The sequence below is a fragment of the Mucilaginibacter achroorhodeus genome (assembly GCF_007846095.1).
Lineage (GTDB): Bacteria > Bacteroidota > Bacteroidia > Sphingobacteriales > Sphingobacteriaceae > Mucilaginibacter > Mucilaginibacter achroorhodeus.
This window is the reverse complement of record NZ_VOEI01000001.1, coordinates 850411-869177: the sequence shown is the minus strand read 5'-3', so window position 1 is coordinate 869177 and position 18767 is coordinate 850411. Positions and strand designations below refer to the sequence as shown.

The following is an 18767-nucleotide window of genomic DNA, read 5'->3' as shown; positions in this document are numbered from 1 at the left end:
AAAGCTCTGGGTAAATCTCAGGGCTTTTTTATTTCGCTTACAAAGCTGCCGGGCAAAAGGCTGTAAGTTTGTGGCTGGATGAATACAAGCTTTATCAACGGGTAAGCTTGTTTAATAGTTTTTCGGATCCTTTCTATTGATGCAGTGATATCCTCCGTGTCAATAGCCGGTTCAAAATCGATGATCAGCATTAGTATCACGTCATCAGGCGCCTGGTATGTCGATAGCAAATTTACAACTTTGATAACAGCTTCGTCCTGCTCAGCAAGTGTGCGTATTTTACGTTGTGTTTCGGGTGCAATGCCTTCACCCATCAGTAAGCTCCGGCTTTCTCGGGCCAATATCGCCGATGTAAATACCAGTAACAATCCTACCAAAACTGATGCAACGCCATCCAGATAAGGCAAGTTAAAATTATGGCCTATTACCATTAGTACAAATACGATGAGCAAACCTAAAACCGCCGCGCCATCCTCAAACAAAACCAGGAAACTACTTGGGTCTTTGCTTTTAACAATGGCTTTCCACCAACTAAGGCCGTTGCGCACCTGGTTAAATTCCTTGGCCGCAATGATAAATGAGCTTCCCTCAAATATCAGCGACAGGCCTAATACAATATAATTCCAAAGCGGGTTTTCTACGGGTTCTGGGTGGATAATATGCTGAATGCCCTGATATATCGAAATGCCTCCGCCTAAGCCAAATATTAATATAGATACAATGAACGACCAGAAATAAAGTTCTTTACCATACCCAAACGGGTGGGTGGCATCGGGTTCTTTCTTACTGCGCTTAAGTCCGTAGAGCAATAAAACCTGGTCTACGGTATCCACTAAAGAATGGATACCTTCTGATATCATCGAAGAACTCCTGGTGAACCCTCCGGCTATAAATTTGGTTACAGCAATAAGCAGGTTGGCAATAAGCGCACTATATATTGATTTTCTGTTTTTAGCCATTTAGCAGTTGTGTAACTACTAAAAGTTTAAAACGGCATTTCTGTTTCAGAAATTAGTTTAAGCTTTTATCAGATCAGACTTGTTGCCTGGAGTAGCGATGTTGATGATCACAGCAATGATGATAACTCCTATGCAGCCAATTGCATTAAGCCAAAGGTAGGCAACCGTTTCGTAATAACCCATCACGCAAATAATGGCCTCCGTAATTACTGCCGCTATAAATACCGGCGTTGCTCTTACGTTTTTTAGATAAAAGGCAACTACGAAAACGCCTAAAATTGTGCCGTAGATGTAAGAGCCTAACTGGTTCACAGCCTCAAGCAAGTTGCCTATCTTACTTGCGTAGAGCGCCATACCTATACAAACTAATCCCCAGAATAATGTAGATAGCCTTGATGCCATCACATAATTCCGTTCAGATGCGTTGGGTTTCAAAACGCGTTTGTAGATATCAACTACGGTTGTTGAAGCAAGGGAATTTAACCCGCTGGCCGTTGAACCCATTGATGCCAGAAATATGATGGCGATAAGCAAGCCAATTAAGCCTTTAGGCAGGTATTGCGTAACAAAGGTTAAGAACACATAATTTGTATCGTTAACATTATCATTACCACTACTTTTTTTGATCACACTTACCGCTTGCTTGCGGATAGTATCCAGATTGGCATTAGCTGTTTTGAGCGCAGCTTTGGCAGAAACTAACCGGGAATTATCGGCACTTTTTTCGGCCTTACTAAAGGTTTCTACTATAGCCTTCTTTTCAGCAAAGGCTTTATTATAATCGCTTTCGAGTTTATTAAACGCATTTGCATATGGCGTTTTCTTTATCTGCTCAACTTCGTAATTATTAAAAAAAACCGGCGGGCGATTAAATTGGTAGAACGTGAAAACCAGCACACCTAAAAGCAGTATCAGAAACTGCATGGGTATCTTCATAAGCCCATTCATGATGAGGCCCAAACGGCTTTGACCAACTGAGCTGCCCGTGAGATATCGGCCAACCTGACTTTGATCAGTGCCGAAGTAGGAGAGCTGCAGAAAGAAACCGCCAATGATGCCGCTCCAGATGTTATATCGGTTATTGGGATCAAATTTCCAATCAATGATATTCATGCGGCCTTCGGTACCGGCAATCTTTATGGCATCAATAAAGCCAACTTGTTTCGGCAGCAGGTATACCACAAAGCAACCAGCAGTAAACATCCCCAAAAAAATGATACTCATTTGCAGCAGTTGCGTATACGATACTGCCTTAGCACCACCGTAAACGGTGTAAAAAAGTACCAGTCCGCCGATGAAAAGTGTAGTGTAAGTGGTATTGATATGCAATATGCCCGATAGGATAATGGCTGGGGCATAAATAGTGATGGCAGTTGAAAGCCCACGCTGTATCAAGAAAAGCAATGCAGTTAAAGCACGGGTTTTAAGATCAAACCGTTTCTCTAAAAACTCATACGCGGTGTAAACCTTAAGGTGATGGAATATAGGCACAAAGGTGATACACAGCACGATCATAGCCAGCGGCAGGCCGAAGTAAAACTGTACAAAGCGCATCCCATCACTGTAAGCCTGCCCCGGAGCCGATAGAAAAGTTATAGCGCTGGCTTGCGTTGCCATAACAGAAAGGCCTACATGGTACCATGGTAAGGAGCGGTCGCCGGCCAGGTAATGATCTATGTTATTACTACGACCACTTTTCCAGATGCCGTAGCTAACAATACCCAGGAGGGTTAGGGCAAGAACTATCCAATCGGTTAAGCTCATTCAAATGCATTTGTAATGAGCCAAAATATAAAAATTAAAAAAACCAGCCATACGATAACTATACCGTAAAACTGGTTCCAGTTTTTTATGAATGAAGGAAGGTCTGTTTCGTTAGACCTCTTCACGGCCTTTCACTAAAAATTTAATGAAGATGGCTGCAGTTAATAAGCCTAAAACACCACCAACAGGTATCCAGATAAAGCCTCTTTCAATAACAGCGCCTACAAATAAACCACATACCAATGCTACAAGGTAATAGATATAATCGTAGCTTTTTTCTTCTTCGTGATGTGGGTGATGATGATGTGACATAGTATGTTAATTATATAATGCTTGCAAATTTAAATTAATAACCAATTGCTGCCTAATGCAATTATCAGTTTTTAGGCTTACTCAATAAATTTATAAATAAGCGATAAGCGCCAGGTACACCTGCAGGCAATTCTCTAAAGAAAGCCAGCGATGTATACACAAAACGCCCTTTGCCATAATTTGTTACAAGAAGAGAACCTTTGTTGGGTGCCATCCCGGTATCGTTCATTTGTAGCGGGGTAGCATATTTATTGTCTATATTGTCAGCAAAATAAAGGCCTCGCTCTTGTATCCATCCGTTAAAGTCGGCATCTGTTATTTTGTTTGGATAATTTAACGCCGGGTTCTGCTGATCGGTAAGTGTTACTTTCGCATCTTCCTCGGTAACGCGCTGGTTTACGATATTGAACGGATAAGGCCCTATATCGCGGGTGACCAAGCCATTATTTACGTTGTATTGTACCACTACATTACCACCATTTTTTACATATTCCATTAATCGCGGCTGCTGGTATGCAATACGTTGGTTAACATTAAATGCCCTCACGCCAAGTACAATGGCATCATATGCCGACAGGTCGCTGTTAGCAATTTCATTTTCGTTTAAAATGTGCATATCATAGCCAACTTCACGTAACGACTCTGGGATCAGGTCGCCGGCGCCGGGAATGTAGCCTATTTTTTTGCCAGCTGTTTTCAGGTCGATGCTCACCAATTTTGCCTCTGCCGGCGGAAAAATTGTGATAGCAGGGATATGGTTATACCGAATATCTAAAATGCTTTGCGAGGAAGTTTTACCATTCGCAATCACTTCTGCCTGTAATTGCGCCGTGCTGGTTTTAGTGTCATTAGGTGCAATGCTAAACGCCGCAGCCCATTCATCACCTTTTTGCTTGTTGCTAAAATCAATCTTCGCCGGGCTGATCTTCCAGCCGTTGACCGGCTTTAAGTTAATGCTGCCACTAACGTTGGTAAAGCTCTTTAATTTAAGCTGAACTGTTTGTGGTTGCGTGCTGTTAAAAATGTAAACCTTTTCGGCAATGTTGGCCGTTACCGGAGGAGTTATTTCTAATGGCTGATAGATCTCACCGCGAGCTGGATCAACGTACTTATAATCGATAACACGTTTATAACGGAGCGTTTTGCCGTAGATATTGAAGCTAAACCAAATGGCCGGGGCATCCGGGTTCTCCGGGTTACCAACCTTTTTGTCATCATTTATAGCATAGCTGCCTAAACTGCGTGGCGACTCCAGCCAATAAGGCTGTGAGACCCTTTCAGCGGGTAAGGTATAACCCCAATTCTTTAGCTCGCCTTTTTTCAAGGTACTATCTGCATGACCAATAAATGTGTCCGAATTTTCAAAGCCAAAAAGTTTGATTGGTATTTCCCCGTTGTTTATCGCCTGTAGTTGAACATCGATTTTATCTCCTACCGCATAAACGGGCTCTTTAGCGTACGCCTCAAACCACAAACCAGCACACTGCGCTATCAGGTCTTTAAGCTCTTTTGTTTTTTGTTTGTGCCAGTAATCGTAGCTTGAGTTGGCTACTTCGGTTAACCTTACAGTTTGGAAAGCTTTGTTGGTAGCTACGGTTTGGTCAATATCACCCAACAGGTCTACCAGCGATTTTACTGAAGCCTGCGGTGCATCGCTGTTAAATGCCTTGTTAATGGCATTAAGTTTAGTGGCTATACCGGCACCAAAAGGGATCCTGTTCCAGGTAACATCTACGCCGTCCATCAGGTCGGTTTTTGGGGCATCGCCTAAGATGGTTTTAAAGTACTCAAAAGCATCGCCACGCTGGCGTGCCGAGCCAAAGCCCTGCGTTTTGTGATTGCTGCGGCTTTCTGCTGCAATTTCGCCATAGCTTTTACCTAATATAGGGTTATAGCCACCCACATTTATCTTAAACTGATCCGGCGAGGTGGTGTTAACACTACCAAAACTAAACGTATTCCACAACAAACGTTTTGCCTGCCAAACGCCTGCATATTTTAATTGCTCCGGGTAGCGCTTTGGGTCGGCGGCGGCACTGAATGCCTCCTGTGCTAATATAGCTGAAGCCGTATGGTTGCCGTGGCCTCCCTCACCTGTTGTAGGGAAACGGCATATCATCACATCGGGCCTAAAGTTGCGTATCACCCATACCATATCGCCCAGCACTTTATCCTTGTCCCAAAATTTTAAAGTTTCTTCGGGATTTTTAGAAAATCCAAAGTCGTTAGCGCGGCTAAAAAACTGCTCTGCGCCATCTACCCTGCGGGCGGCCAATAGCTCTTGAGTACGTATCAAGCCCAACAATTCGCCTTGTTCTGTTCCTATTAGATTTTGTCCGCCGTCACCGCGGGTTAATGACAGGTAACCGGTACGGTAATGTTTCTCCTGAGCCAGGTAACCCAATAATCGTGTATTCTCGTCATCCGGGTGGGCTGCTATATACAGCACGCTACCCAGTACGTTAAGCTTTTTAAGATTTTGTTTGATAGAACCGATATCAGATGGTGGTGCGGTTTGGGAGAAGGCCCTTGAGCAAACTATCAAAAGGGTAAATGTTAACGGCAATAGGCGTTTCATGCCCGCAAATATATCTGAAAGATAGCGTGATATATATAAGTTAATTGTAAAACGTATGCTTTGATAACGGTGCGAGGTGTTCACGTTCACGCCATGAACACTCGTGAACACCGTGAACGGTAGTTTATAAATTAAGAAGCTATACCTAAGGTTAATTTTTTTATCTTTAGCGTATGCAGACTACCATCCGCCAACCACAAATTAGTGAATACCCGTTGTTGCTTGATCTTTGGGAAGCATCTGTAAGGGCAACGCACCATTTTCTTGCTGAAGGAGATATCGGATTTTATCGGCCGTTGGTTGCTACCTACCTGCCCTTACTTAAGGTTTACTGTGCTGCCGATGATAACGACATTCAAGGTTTTATAGCCATAGGTGAGGAAATGATACAGGCGTTATTTGTGCACCCGGAGGCAAGGGGAAAAGGTATAGGAAAACTACTGATAGATCATGCAATTGTACAGCTGAATATCATCAAGGTTGATGTTAACGAACAGAACCAGCAGGCGCTGGGCTTTTATGAGCGTTTGGGTTTCAGGGTAATTGGTCGCAGCGAAATTGACGGAGCAGGCAAACCGTATCCTATTTTAAATATGGAATTAAATTACGAACTATCAGATTATCTTCGGCCGTAGGCTAAATAACGTTATACCTTATTGCTTTATCCACCAGGCGTAGAACACAGCAAAGGCTTTACGCCATTGGGCCTCATTATGTTTAGCATCTTTCAAGATCAAAGGTGCAGGCACATGACCACGATCAAATCCCTTAGCTGATAACAGGCTGTCCATCCGCGCCACATAGGATGCCTCGTCACCTTCCTGATCGCCGCAGGCCAGGAAAAAACGATTTTTGGTAATAGGTTTCTCTGTTGATACCATTTTATACATATCAGGTGCTATCCAGAATGATGGAGAGAATACCCCCGCCGTACCAAATACCTGCGGATACTTAACCGCTGCGTACATGGATATCAAGCCACCCATCGAGCTGCCTGATATAACCGTGTGCTTCGCATCCTTTAATGTTCGGTAAGTGCTGTCTATATGCGGTTTAAGGGTTTTTACAATAAAATCTGTGTATGCAACACCCTCCTGTTTGCCATACTTGCTATCCCATGCATTATATTCCATAATGCGGTTAGGCCCGTTATTAATGCCTACAATTATCGCTTGTTTTTTTGCAGGATAGGTTTTTAATAACGAATCGATATACCAGCTAAATGCAGGGTCTTTTGTACCGCTGAAAAGGTTCTGCCCATCGTGCATGTATATAACCGGATATTTTTGTTTTGAAGAAGTATAGCCTGCCGGCAGATAGATACGCAGGCTGCGGTCGCGGTTTAGTTGCGGGATATGGATGTTCTCTGTTACGATCCTGGCGGTGTCCTGTGCAATGCTCACAGAAGACAAAGTAAGTATTATAAGCGTTAAAAGCTTAAGGCGAGGTTTTAGCATGTCATTAAATTAAGTATAAATGCGGCTATTGCAAAGCCTGGTAGTTACTCAGTTTGTATTCACTTGTTTTAACGATGATCATCTTCACTACTCAGGCAATATTAAATTTTTTTGTACGACGGCTGTCATTTAAGCCAGTTATACCCCAGCATCATCAGCGGTTAATAACAGTATCAGTTAAGTAAGCATTCAGAATATCTAAACGCATTTGGTTAAGTGATGCGGTGTCTGTATTGCGTAACAAAATTAAAGTGATATCTCTGTCGGTAAGATGCACCCAGTTAGATTCATTACCGTACCCACCGCCCTGCCGCTCCATAAAGATGGTGTTAAATTTGCTTATTCTACGAGGATATACCCATACTCCAAATGCAACATCGCCCAACTTAGGGTAAGCTGTCATCATCAGATCAACAGTTTGTTTTTTTAATAGGTGATAACCGAAAATGCCCTTATCAAATTTAAGCAGATCTTGTGGTGTTGAATACATGGCACCTGCGGAGAAATGATTATCAATATAGTGGTTTGTCGGCATGATGATGGCATTTACATCATCCCCATTATGATAGTAGCCTTCAGCCAAATTAGGGATGATATCCTCGTGCCCGTAAAAACCGGAGTTATCCATGTGCAGCGGTTGTAAGATCTGCTGGCTTAATATTTCTTTAAAAGGTTTATTATATAACTTTTCGATAATGCGCCCTAAGATAATATAGTCGCCGTTGCTGTAGTTGAATTTGGTGCCGGGCGTATCAATCAGCTTTTCTGAGCAGTAGCGGTTAATAAAGGTATCCACAGGCCAGAGATTCTGATCATAAGCTTCGGGAATATATTTCGGATCCATCTCCTTTAGATAGCGACCACTGCTGTAGGTAAGCAGATTACGGATGGTAACCTTATGCGCAGCCTCGCCTTTATATTCAGGATAGTAAGCCGATATGGTAGAATCAAGAATCAGCCTACCCTGTTCATACAATTGAAGAATGAGTACGGCAGTAAAAGTTTTAGTGACAGAGAAGATTTGAAACCGTATTTTGGATGAAAACGGGATATTGTAATGACGGTTTGCTATGCCAGCGTATTTAACGTAAACCGGAATGCCTTTTTTGGCAATCAACACTGCTCCGTTAAAGTTTCTATGTCGGATGCATGAATCGAGTACCTGGTTAAGATGTTTAAATTGGGCGCTGGCGCAATTTGTAATGAGCGAAAAAATAACCAGGATCAGATATACAATTCGTTTCATTTTTGGAAAGGTCTATTTCAGTTACAATTCAAAAGCCATACATAAGATATTTTAAATATAGCCAGCATATTTACTGAAATGATATTTTAATCGAATACTTGATCCTTGGCGGAAAAGTTAAGTCAAATTGAGGCACTATCCAAGGCCTTAAAAGTATAGCCTTGTTCGCTGAAATGTTCTAACACTTTTGGCAAAGCATATTCCATTTTAAGATAGGCTTTAACACTATCATGGAATAGCACTATAGAACCGTCGCCGGTATTTTTGAGCACATTATCCAACGCCTCATGTTTTTTAAGGCCGATGTCAAAGTCGCCGCTTAGCACATCCCACATAACAACCTTAATATCCGGCCTTGCCTGTTGCAAAAGTTTTACTTGCGACCGCTTGATACGGCCATAAGGCGGGCGGAACAGGGGGGTATCCATTATCTCATCAGCTCTAAGGTAATTCTCCAGGTAAACCTGGTCATCGGTGTCCCAGCCGCGTAAATGGTTATAGGTATGGTTACCGATAGAATGCCCTGCTTTTTTTACCTCTTTATAAATATCAGGATGTTTGCGTACGTTATCGCCAATGCAAAAGAAGGTAGCCTTTGCATCATACTTTTTTAAAATATTTAAAACGAAAGGTGTAACAATGGGTATGGGGCCGTCGTCAAAAGTCAAAAAAATGGAACGGGTACCCGGTTCGGCATTCCAGATCAGCTGCGGATAAAGTTTTTTTAACCACCAGGGGGTCTTAACCAGGTACATTCTGAGACAAAGTTAGCTGCTTTGCTTAATACAAATTAATGTAAGGCTCGCAAGGTAATTATCAGTTACTTTACAATTGTACACAATTAATATGAAACTAAACTTACAAGTCACAAAAGTAACTATTGCTTGCCTTATTGCATTGTGTGGCTTTAATTATACGGCCAAAGCGCAGGAAGTTATAACCCTGCAGCGCGCCATTGACCTTGCCCTTGAGCGTAACCTGAATATTAAACAGGCGCAATTTAGCGAGGCATTATCTGAAGAGAATTTAAAACAATCAAAATATAACCTGCTGCCAAACTTAACCGCAGGCCCGCAGGCATCTTTCAACTTTGGCCGTAATATCGACCCCTCTACCAACCAGTTCATCAACCAGCGTATTTTTGCGTTAAGTGGAAACGTTACATCGCAGGTTACACTTTTCCAGGGCGGGCAGTTGCGCAACCAGATCATCGAGAATAAATTGTTGCTTAATGTTGACCGCAGCAATACCACCAAAGTTAAGAACGACCTGATCTTGAACGTGGTAACGCAATACCTTTTAATATTAACCAACCAGGACCTGGTAACCGCAGCACAGCAGCAAATTGATGTGGCCAAAATAACGGTAGACCGTGCACAAAAGAATTTTGATGTGGGTAACCAAACCCTGGCAGATCTGGCACAGGCCAAAGCCCAGCAATCTACCGCCGACCTGAATTATACTACGGCTGAGAACCAACTGGAGCTATCCATACTAACCCTTAAGCAGTACATGGAAATGCCGCCGGCAACACCCATAAGCTTTGAAAAACCGGATATCAGTAAGTTTCGCCAGTTGGCAACTTCGTTTAACGCCGAAGAAGTGTTGAAAACAGCATTGGCAGTAAACCCGGATGTAGGCCTTGCCGAAGCACGCCAAAAAGTTACTGCGCAGGATATTAAAGTAGCACGTGGTAATTATTACCCAAGCATTGTGTTGTTTGGCCAGGTAGGTTCTAACTATTCTGATGCACGTAAACTGGTATCGGGCGTTGTACCTAACGGCCGGGCAGATACTGTTGGCTTTGTTGGTGGCAATACCGCTAACCCGGTAACCATACAAGGCCTTAACCCTGTATATTCAAACTACAGGTTCTTTAAGCAATTTGGTGATAACTTTAACCAATCGGTTGGGTTAAGCTTGCAGATCCCCATCTTTAACCGTTTCACAGCGCGTACTTCAGTCAGAAAGGCAAAGATCACTAACGAGAATGCCATTGTTGGCGTGCAATTGGCCCGTAACAATTTAAGTAAGATAATTTATCAGGCAGTTTGGGATGTGCAGGCAGCTAACAAAAAATATCAAAGCACTATGCAAACCTATACAGCCAATAAAGAAGCCTTTAACGTGATACAGCAGCGCTATAACGTCGGTCTGGTTAACTCGCTTGATTATAATACTTCGCTTACCAATTTAAATAAATCGCAGTTTGATATGATCAACGCGCAGTACGAACTGGTATTCAGAAATAAGGTAATTGACTACTATCTCGGAAACCCTATAACCCTATAAATTTATAACCCAAAACAATCATGGGAAAAACTACCAAATATATTCTGTTCGGCGTTGGCGGCCTAATTGTACTGCTGTTTGTACTAAAGGCGGCAGGCATTATCGGTAAACCGCAGCTAACGCAGGTTGCCGTTGAAAAAGCCGAAAGTCGTGATATTAATGAAACCGTATCTGCCAGTGGTAAGATAAAACCGCATATTGCTGTAAAGATTAGTCCCGAAGTATCGGGCGAGGTGGTAGAACTGCCTATCAAGGAAGGTGATGTGGTTAAGAAGGGCCAGCTGCTGTGCCGTATCCGCCCGGATATTTTAAAATCGGGTTACGAGCGTGCCGTTGCATCTTATAATACGCAAAAGGCCAGCGTTGGTAACTCAGCACAAATGCTTAAGCAATCTGAAGCGTCTTTTGCAAATCAACAATCAACCTATAAACGCAGCAAGGAACTTTTTGATAAAAAAGTGTTAACCATAGCCGAATTTGATAAAATCAAGGCCGATTATGAAAGTGCAAAAGCAGCCCTTGAGGCAGCACGCCAAAATGTTATCGGATCGAAATTTGGTTTAGAGCAATCACAGGCATCTGTTAAGGAAGCATCAGATAATCTGGCAAAGACCACTATCTATGCACCGGTTGATGGCGTGGTCTCAAAGCTTTCTATTGAAAAAGGCGAGCGCGTGTTAGGTACCCAGCAGTTTGCCGGTACCGAGATCATGACCATATCTGACCTTACCAAAATGGATGTTAACGTTGATGTGAACGAGAACGACATCAACCGCATTAGCGTAGGTAATAAAGCGCAGATAGAGGTTGATGCTTTCCAGGGAAAAAAATTCGAGGGTGAGGTGATAGAGATCGGCAGCTCGGCCAATGTGGTAGGTACCAATGCAGACCAGGTAACCAACTTTACGGTAAAGGTTAGGATCACTGCGCAATCTTATATGGATATCCTTAAAAAGAACGCGGAGAACCATTCGCCATTCCGCCCGGGGTTAACAGCTACGGTTGATATCAATACAAATCACGTGAAGGCTTTATCTGTACCAATACAATCAGTAACTACCCGCGAGGATAAAAAGAAAGAAAAAGCACCCGTTAAAGAGGGTGACGACGACAAAAAGAAAGCTTCTGAAGCACCGGCCAAAGAATACGTTTTTGTTTTGCAAGGCACTAAAGTGAAACAGGTTGAAGTAAAGACCGGCATACAGGACGATACTTACATACAGATACTCTCCGGCCTTAAAGGCGGCGAAGAAGTTGTATCAGCGCCGTTTGCAGCTATTTCCAAAACGCTAAATGATGGCATGCAGGTAGAGAAGGTTGATAAATCAAAGCTGTTTACCGATACTAAGAAATAAGTCTTTAAGAGATTAAGGATGTAAGGACAAAGGATAAAAGACTTTGTCCTTTTTTTGTATGTTTCTCCACCATGTCATTACGAGCGATAGCGCGGACAACCGACCTTAGGGAGCTCATTGATACAATAACTTAAAATAAAATCATCAATAATCTCGTAGGTAGTACTTCGTTGGGAATGGTAGTAGCTTTATGATCGTTAGTGGATGTACTTTTTCTTTTTCCGCAAAAGAAAAAGTACCAAAAAGAAAACTCGCGACTGCCGCAAAATGCTTTTAAGTTTCTGCTTGAGCAATGCCTGTGCTTACCGCCTTTTGCGAAGGCCGCATGAGTTCGGTTACGTTAAGTTCATTGCTAAGCGGTTAGTAACCCTGTCATGCTGAGGAACGAATCATCTATATTAATGCGCGGTGTATTATAGATTCTTCGCTCTCGCTCAGAATGACAAAAAGGAGTTTCTCGGCAGCAAAAAAGCTTCGGGGCGAAAGCGGGCAGAACAATAGCGGCCTTGTGCGTTGGTAGGGGGCATAGCAATACTTGCCTGAAGCGGGGGCTATAAGCGAACGAAGTGGCGGCAAGATTTTGCAGCCCGTGGTTCTGGCAGCTTGCAGGGCAAAGGCCTTGTGCGGAAAAGAAGCCTCTTTGCTGACTTGATCTTTTGCTTCTTTTGTATCAAGACAAATGAAGTAGCCCTCCGCGGCAATGAGCGGGCTGACGTTGATCAAAGCAAAGGCCTACATTCTATTGTGATTCCTTTGGCTACCTAAAACACTATCAAGAACAACTAATGACGAATGTAAATCCTTTCGGCTTCTCCGTATAATTTCACTAATTTGCGGCACCGGCAAACCGAATGGCCGAGAGGGACATTAATCATATACATGCTTAAGCAAATCAATAAAATTGCTGTTATAGGCGGAGGCAGTTGGGCTACTGCTAACATCAAAATGCTTACCGATAACACCATGCCTAAAGAGGTATCATGGTGGATGCGTAACGCTGAGGCAGCGGACTACATTAAAAACTTTCGTCATAACCCGCATTACCTAAGCTCGGTTGAAATAAAACTTGATGCAGAGAATATAGGAACTGACATCAAACCACTGATCAGTGACGCCGACTTTATATTACTGAATGTACCGGCGGCTTTTTTAAAAGAGGCATTAACGGGCATAACAGCAGAAGATCTGCAGGGCAAAAACATCGTATCGGCCATTAAGGGTATCGTACCCGATGAGAATAAGATCATCGGTGAATTTTTGCATGAAACGTACCAGGTGCCATTTGAAAAAATATTGGTCATCAGTGGTCCCTGCCATGCTGAGGAAGTAGCGCTTGAAAAACTATCATACCTTACCATTGCCTGCCAGGATACAGAGCTTGCTGCTGCATTTGCAGGTATGCTAAGCACGCGGTACATTAAAACCGTTGTGTCTGATGATATCTACGGAACTGAATATGGTGCTGTATTAAAGAACGTTTACGCCATGGCCAGCGGTATATGCCACGGAGTTGGTTATGGCGATAACTTCCAGTCGGTATTGATATCAAATGCCATACGTGAGCTGGAGCGTTTTGTAAACGTTGTACACCCTATTGACAGGGACATTAAAGAATCGGCCTACCTTGGCGACCTGCTGGTTACCGCATACTCGCAGTTTAGCCGCAACCGTACATTTGGTAACATGATAGGTAAGGGATATACGGTTAAGTCGGCGCAGCTGGAGATGAACATGATCGCAGAAGGCTACTATGCAGTAAATTGCCTACACGAGGTGAATAAACAATACAAGGTAGAAATGCCTATATGCGAGGCTGTTTACGCTATTTTGTACAAGAAGGCCTCGCCTGCAATAGAAATGCAAAAATTGGCAGAGAAATTGAGTTGATAGGGTAGTTAATTTAATATCCGATCATGAAAAAACTATTTAAAACAGCCTTGTTTGCTGCTACGTTGTTTGCAGCATCGTCGGCTATGGCACAAACCCACAAAGACACCACCTTTGGCGAAAAGGTTGGTATGACAGCAAAAAAAGGTTGGAAAGCTACCAAAAAAGCCGGTAAAACAGTTGGTAATAAAACTGCGGAGCTTGCTTCAAAAGGCGCTTCGGCTGTTGCTGATAAAAAATACGATGATAAAGTAGGGCCACAAGGACAAACTATTTACATCGATAAGGACTCTAAGTACTACTACGTAAACAAAAAAGGCCATCATGTTTACGTATCTAAAGCACGGTTGAAAAACAAACCGGCAGAAATGTAATAACAATATAAAAGCACCCGTTTAAGCGGGTGCTTTTATTAACTACCTATACCATATTGAAAACTTTTGCACTCGTATTTATACACGTAACCGGCGCAGTACTGGGCATGAGCGCTTGCCATACCAATACAAAAACCGATAAAAGATTGCATGGCACGTGGAAATCTAAAGACGGCGCTATCACCCTTAAAATAACCGATAAGCAATTTACCATGGCAGATGGTGAGGCGCCCATCCCCGAGGATTATTTTATGAAAGCCGATACCATATTCACTTCTTTTGAAGGCAACCAGCCTTACACCAAATTTGTGATCAAGAAACTTGATGACCGTAGCCTTAGCCTGGTTATGCCTGATGATACTGTGGCTGTTGAGTTTAGTAAATAAAAGAAAAGCCCTCCGTTTGTGGCGGAAGGCTTTATGAAAAAACAAAACTAAAACATGATGCCATGCGGTTTTAAACCGCAGGCATACTTAAACTAAACTAAAACCTTTTGCGGCGCTCCGGGCGATCTTCGCGGCGTTTGCCACTAAAATCACGGAAGCCACCACCGCTGTTAGCGCCGGCACCGGCAAAGCTTGTCTCGCGGCGTTCGCCGCCTTCGCGCCTGTCGCCACGGTAACCGCCTTCGCGTTTCTGATAACCACCTTCACGGCGGCCACCACCGCCACCACGGTTGCTGCTGCTAACACCTTCGCCTGATATCTCGATACGTACCGGACGGCCTTTAAAGTCAATGCCTTTAAAGTTGTTCATTACGTTATCTACATCGGCATTAACTACTTCAAAGAAAGAGTAAACACCTTTAACGTCAATTTTACCAACGTTACGGCCGGTTATCTTAGCGTTGTTGCAAATGTAACCCAGCAGATCGCCGCGGTTAAACTCATCAACACTGCCTAAGTTAATAAACAGGCGTGTGTATTCTGAACGCATGCCATCGCGGTTAAAGCGATCGCCTTGAGCTGCGCCTTCTCTGCTGCGGAAATCATCAGCAGGGGCGTTAAGATCCGGTGCATTCTGGTAATATTCTAAGAAGCGGTTAAACTCAAGCGATGCAAATCGTTTAATAATTTCTTCTTTGCTCAGCTCGGCAAACTCATCCATGATACGCGGGATGTATTGCTCTATCTGGCTTTCGTTAACCTCTACATTATGTACTTTGTGTACAAGGGCAAAAAGTTGTTTTTCGCAAACGTCGAAACCAGAAGGTATCTCAGCCTTGATAAACTTTTTACCAATAACACGCTCTATCTGGCGTATCTTACCCAGCTCTTTGCTGTTTACAATAGCGATAGATACACCTGTTTTACCGGCACGTGCAGTACGGCCGCTACGGTGTGTATAGTTCTCTATCTCATCAGGTAACGAATAGTTAATTACGTGTGTAACGTCATTAACATCAATACCACGTGCTGCAACGTCAGTTGCAATTAACAACTGCAGGCTGCGTTCGCGGTAGCGTTTCATTACCTTGTCGCGTTGTTGCTGCGAAAGGTCACCGTGTAAAGAATCGGCGTTGTAACCGTCTTTAATAAGCGCTTCTGCAATTTCCTGGGTCTCAATTTTGGTACGGCAAAAAACGATACCGAAGATCTCAGGGTTATTGTCAACAATGCGTTTAAAGGCAGCGTATTTATCGCGGGCACGTACTACGTAGTACTCATGCTCGATATTAGCGTTACCTGTATTTTTAGTACCCATGGTTAACTCAAAAGGGTTATCCATGTATTTTTTTGCAATTCTTCTTACCTCAGCAGGCATAGTGGCCGAAAACAGCCAGGTCTTTTTCTCGTCGGGAGTGGTTGATAAAATATTGTCAATATCTTCCTGGAAGCCCATGTTGAGCATTTCATCTGCCTCGTCTAAAACAACATACTTAACCTGCGAAAAGTCTATCGCCTTACGGTTAATAATGTCCAGCATACGGCCTGGTGTAGCTACAACGATCTGCACACCGCGACGAATTTGACGCAGCTGATCGCTGATACTTGCACCGCCATAAACGGCAACAACATGTACGTTGTTCATTTTTTTGGCGTAGTTGTTAATGTCGTTCGCGATCTGTAAACAAAGTTCGCGAGTTGGGCATAAAACAAGAGCCTGCGGATGATTTTCTTCGAAATCTAATAGTTCTAATAACGGCAGTCCAAAGGCAGCTGTTTTACCGGTCCCGGTTTGGGCTAATCCGACAAAATCGTTGCTGCCTGTTAACAATACCGGGATTGACTGTTCCTGGATTGGAGTAGGATTTTCAAATCCTAATTCAGAGATGGCATTAACAATATCATGACGGATTCCCAGTTCAATAAATGGGTTGTTCATGAATTAAAATAACGAATCTGGCAACATCGCCAAATCGGGTGCAAAAGTACGTTTAATTTTTTGTAAATCAAATATTGGCCATCAATTTAACAATGATGACAGTAGGATTGCAGTTTTAAAGTGTAAAAAACAGAAAATCAGGCAGATAAATTGCCAAATTTATATCACTTCCAGATTGTGCCCGGTCATATACAGGATAATAATAACGCCGCCTACCAATATACGGTACCAGCCAAATAACCTGAAGCCACGTTTTTCTAAAAAGGTAATAAACGTTTTGATAGCTAATAATGCAACTATAAAAGCTATGATATTGCCCACGGCCAATAGCTTAATTTCTTCGCCGGTAAAGCGGTGCCCTTCCTTGTAAAAATCATACAGTTTTTTGCCGGTTGCGGCAAACATAGTAGGCACGGCTAAAAAGAAAGAGAATTCTGCCGCTGCCTTACGGCTAAGCTTCTGCGCCATACCACCAACAATGGTAGCTGCTGAGCGTGAGGTACCCGGTATCATGGCCAGACACTGGAACAGGCCTATTTTAAACGCAGTTGGGTAACTTATCGCTTTCTCCTCTTTTACATCCGCGTGGTTAAACCATTTATCTACGAACAAGAGGATAATACCGCCGATAAATAATGTGATGCCTACGGTAAGTGCACTTTCTAATAGCGCGTCTATCTTTTTGCTGAAAAGCAAGCCAAATACAGCGGCGGGAATAAACGCTACGATGAGTTTAATATAAAAATCAACCGATTGAAAAAAACGCTTCCAGTATAAAATGATCACCGATAGGATAGCACCTAACTGTATAGCAACGGTAAATAGCTTTACAAAATCATTTGTTGCTATACCCATTACCGATGATGCAATGATCATGTGCCCGGTTGAGGATACCGGTAAAAACTCGGTTAGCCCTTCAATAATAGCAAGGACTATAACGTGTATAATGTTCATTATTTAGCGGCTGGCTTTTTTAGGATAGCATAAAAACCGATGCCGAAGCCGGCTAAAACTACGATGGGCGCTATCACAATTTTGGTAGTGCTGTAAATATCAGTGGTGCCGCTCATTAACACAAAGCCAAAGGCAACCACCGCAATGGCTATGATAAGCCACATGTAGTTGTTTTTACTGAATACAAACTGTGCAGGTATGGTGTTCACAGGCGCTTCGGTGCTTTTTGCTGCTGGTGTTGCAGCTTTACCTGTTGTTTTTGTTTCTCTTAATGCCATCTTTTTAATGAGTGAATGAGTGATGGTGTAAATGAGTGAATAATGACTCAATGACCCAATGATTATCTGTATAGATCGTATATTTTTAAACGTAAAAACTTGTTAACTGCCAGGAACGTACTGAACCCTGAAATGAAAATGCCGATAGCAATTACTCCCAAAAACACAAAGCCAAATTCTACCGGGCTTTGCAGTATCACCAGGTCTGGTATCTGCTGATTGGCAAAGTAAAGCGTACCTACCAGTATCACAATGGCAATTAAAGCGCCCAGTAAACCATGCCATAAACCGTAAAGTAAAAATGGCTTGCGAATAAACCCTTTGGTTGCACCAACCAACTGCATTGATTTGATCAAAAAACGTTGGGAGTAAATAGCCAAGCGGATGGTATTGTTAATAAGCGCCACAGAAAGTATCACAAATATGCCCGCAAAAACTACGATTATTAAACTGATGGAAGTAATGTTAGCGTTCATCTGGTCTACCAGTGACTGCTGATATTTAACCTCTTTAACCAATTTGTTCTTCAGTAGCTCGGCTTTAAATTTATCAATACCTGCATTATTGGCGTAATCGGCCTTTAAGTAAACATCAAGCGATTGCGAAAGCGGGTTGTAACCCAAAAACTTCACAAAATCTTCACCAAGGTCTTTTTGCAGGTTACGCGCAGCAAGTTCTTTACTTACATACTGCGTTTGCTTTACCATGGGGTTGGCATCCAGTTGTTTTTGCAATTGCAGTACATCTGTCTCATGGGCAGAGTCATCCATAAAGATATTCAGCACGATATTCTCCTTTACATAACGCGAAAGGTTATTAGCGTGTACTAATATCAAACCCAGCAGGCCAACCATCAGTAATACCATAGCAATACCAAATACGGTTGATATGTATATGGTTTTGGTTTTCTTCGCCGATGCGCTTGCTTCAAATTCTTCCATGTGCCCTTATAGATATGAGATTTTAGATGTGAGATATGAGACAAC

The 18767-nt window shown here is 42.8% G+C and carries 17 protein-coding genes; 6 read left to right on the top strand and 11 right to left on the bottom strand.

All coding sequences use genetic code 11. The features are described 5' to 3' along the window. Positions 1–17: 17 nt before the first annotated feature. The 4 genes from FPZ42_RS04075 to FPZ42_RS04060 form a co-directional block, all read right to left on the bottom strand. On the bottom strand, positions 18–959 hold the full coding sequence (locus FPZ42_RS04075; RefSeq protein WP_146269198.1) for a cation diffusion facilitator family transporter: 942 nt from the start codon (positions 957–959) through the stop codon (positions 18–20). A gap of 57 nt (positions 960–1016) precedes the next feature. Next, positions 1017–2723, bottom strand: coding sequence for a sodium:solute symporter (locus FPZ42_RS04070; RefSeq protein ID WP_146269197.1), 1707 nt, complete (start codon positions 2721–2723; stop codon positions 1017–1019). A 111-nt stretch (positions 2724–2834) separates the two neighbouring features. Further along, a complete protein-coding gene (locus FPZ42_RS04065; protein WP_146269196.1) occupies positions 2835–3035 on the bottom strand; it encodes a hypothetical protein in 201 nt (66 codons plus the stop codon). Positions 3036–3099: 64 nt separating this feature from the next. Then, positions 3100–5613 carry a PIG-L family deacetylase gene (locus tag FPZ42_RS04060; RefSeq protein ID WP_146269195.1) on the bottom strand — a complete coding sequence of 838 codons (2514 nt, stop codon included), beginning with the start codon at positions 5611–5613 and terminating at the stop codon, positions 3100–3102. 173 nt (positions 5614–5786) lie between these two features. Here FPZ42_RS04060 and FPZ42_RS04055 point away from each other — a divergent pair, with 173 nt between their 5' ends. Next, a complete protein-coding gene (locus tag FPZ42_RS04055; protein WP_146269194.1) occupies positions 5787–6248 on the top strand; it encodes an acetyltransferase in 462 nt (153 codons plus the stop codon). 18 nt (positions 6249–6266) lie between these two features. On the opposite strand, the gene FPZ42_RS04050 is transcribed toward FPZ42_RS04055, so the two are convergent. The 3 genes from FPZ42_RS04050 to FPZ42_RS04040 all read right to left on the bottom strand — a co-directional run bounded on the left by FPZ42_RS04050 (position 6267) and on the right by FPZ42_RS04040 (position 9071). Next, positions 6267–7070, bottom strand: a complete 804-nt coding sequence (locus FPZ42_RS04050) for an alpha/beta hydrolase (protein ID WP_146269193.1) — start codon at positions 7068–7070, stop codon at positions 6267–6269. A gap of 154 nt (positions 7071–7224) precedes the next feature. Beyond that, positions 7225–8316 (bottom strand): serine hydrolase domain-containing protein, encoded by a 1092-nt coding sequence (locus FPZ42_RS04045; protein WP_146269192.1) that lies wholly within the window; start codon positions 8314–8316, stop codon positions 7225–7227. Between the two features lie 122 nt (positions 8317–8438). Beyond that, entirely contained in the window at positions 8439–9071 is a 633-nt protein-coding gene (locus tag FPZ42_RS04040) for a polysaccharide deacetylase family protein (RefSeq protein ID WP_146269191.1), read from the bottom strand. A gap of 91 nt (positions 9072–9162) precedes the next feature. Between FPZ42_RS04040 and FPZ42_RS04035 the strand changes: the two genes are divergently transcribed. The 5 genes from FPZ42_RS04035 to FPZ42_RS04015 all read left to right on the top strand — a co-directional run bounded on the left by FPZ42_RS04035 (position 9163) and on the right by FPZ42_RS04015 (position 14610). Continuing rightward, complete coding sequence (locus FPZ42_RS04035) at positions 9163–10608, top strand: TolC family protein (RefSeq protein WP_146269190.1); 1446 nt, start codon at positions 9163–9165, stop codon at positions 10606–10608. Between the two features lie 20 nt (positions 10609–10628). Next, positions 10629–11963, top strand: coding sequence for an efflux RND transporter periplasmic adaptor subunit (locus FPZ42_RS04030; RefSeq protein ID WP_146269189.1), 1335 nt, complete (start codon positions 10629–10631; stop codon positions 11961–11963). A gap of 879 nt (positions 11964–12842) precedes the next feature. Beyond that, complete coding sequence (locus FPZ42_RS04025; RefSeq protein ID WP_146269188.1) at positions 12843–13850, top strand: NAD(P)H-dependent glycerol-3-phosphate dehydrogenase; 1008 nt, start codon at positions 12843–12845, stop codon at positions 13848–13850. A gap of 26 nt (positions 13851–13876) precedes the next feature. Then, complete coding sequence (locus tag FPZ42_RS04020; RefSeq protein WP_146269187.1) at positions 13877–14224, top strand: hypothetical protein; 348 nt, start codon at positions 13877–13879, stop codon at positions 14222–14224. Positions 14225–14280: 56 nt separating this feature from the next. After that, positions 14281–14610 carry a hypothetical protein gene (locus tag FPZ42_RS04015; RefSeq protein WP_146269186.1) on the top strand — a complete coding sequence of 110 codons (330 nt, stop codon included), beginning with the start codon at positions 14281–14283 and terminating at the stop codon, positions 14608–14610. A 97-nt stretch (positions 14611–14707) separates the two neighbouring features. On the opposite strand, the gene FPZ42_RS04010 is transcribed toward FPZ42_RS04015, so the two are convergent. The 4 genes from FPZ42_RS04010 to FPZ42_RS03995 form a co-directional block, all read right to left on the bottom strand. Continuing rightward, complete coding sequence (locus FPZ42_RS04010) at positions 14708–16549, bottom strand: DEAD/DEAH box helicase (RefSeq protein WP_146269185.1); 1842 nt, start codon at positions 16547–16549, stop codon at positions 14708–14710. 159 nt (positions 16550–16708) lie between these two features. Next, entirely contained in the window at positions 16709–17503 is a 795-nt protein-coding gene (locus FPZ42_RS04005; protein ID WP_146269184.1) for an undecaprenyl-diphosphate phosphatase, read from the bottom strand. Next, on the bottom strand, positions 17503–17781 hold the full coding sequence (locus FPZ42_RS04000) for a DUF3098 domain-containing protein (protein ID WP_146269183.1): 279 nt from the start codon (positions 17779–17781) through the stop codon (positions 17503–17505). Before FPZ42_RS04000 ends, FPZ42_RS04005 begins: the two co-directional genes overlap by 1 nt. Positions 17782–17843: 62 nt before the next feature. Beyond that, positions 17844–18722, bottom strand: coding sequence for a cell division protein FtsX (locus tag FPZ42_RS03995; protein ID WP_146269182.1), 879 nt, complete (start codon positions 18720–18722; stop codon positions 17844–17846). Positions 18723–18767: the final 45 nt, after the last annotated feature.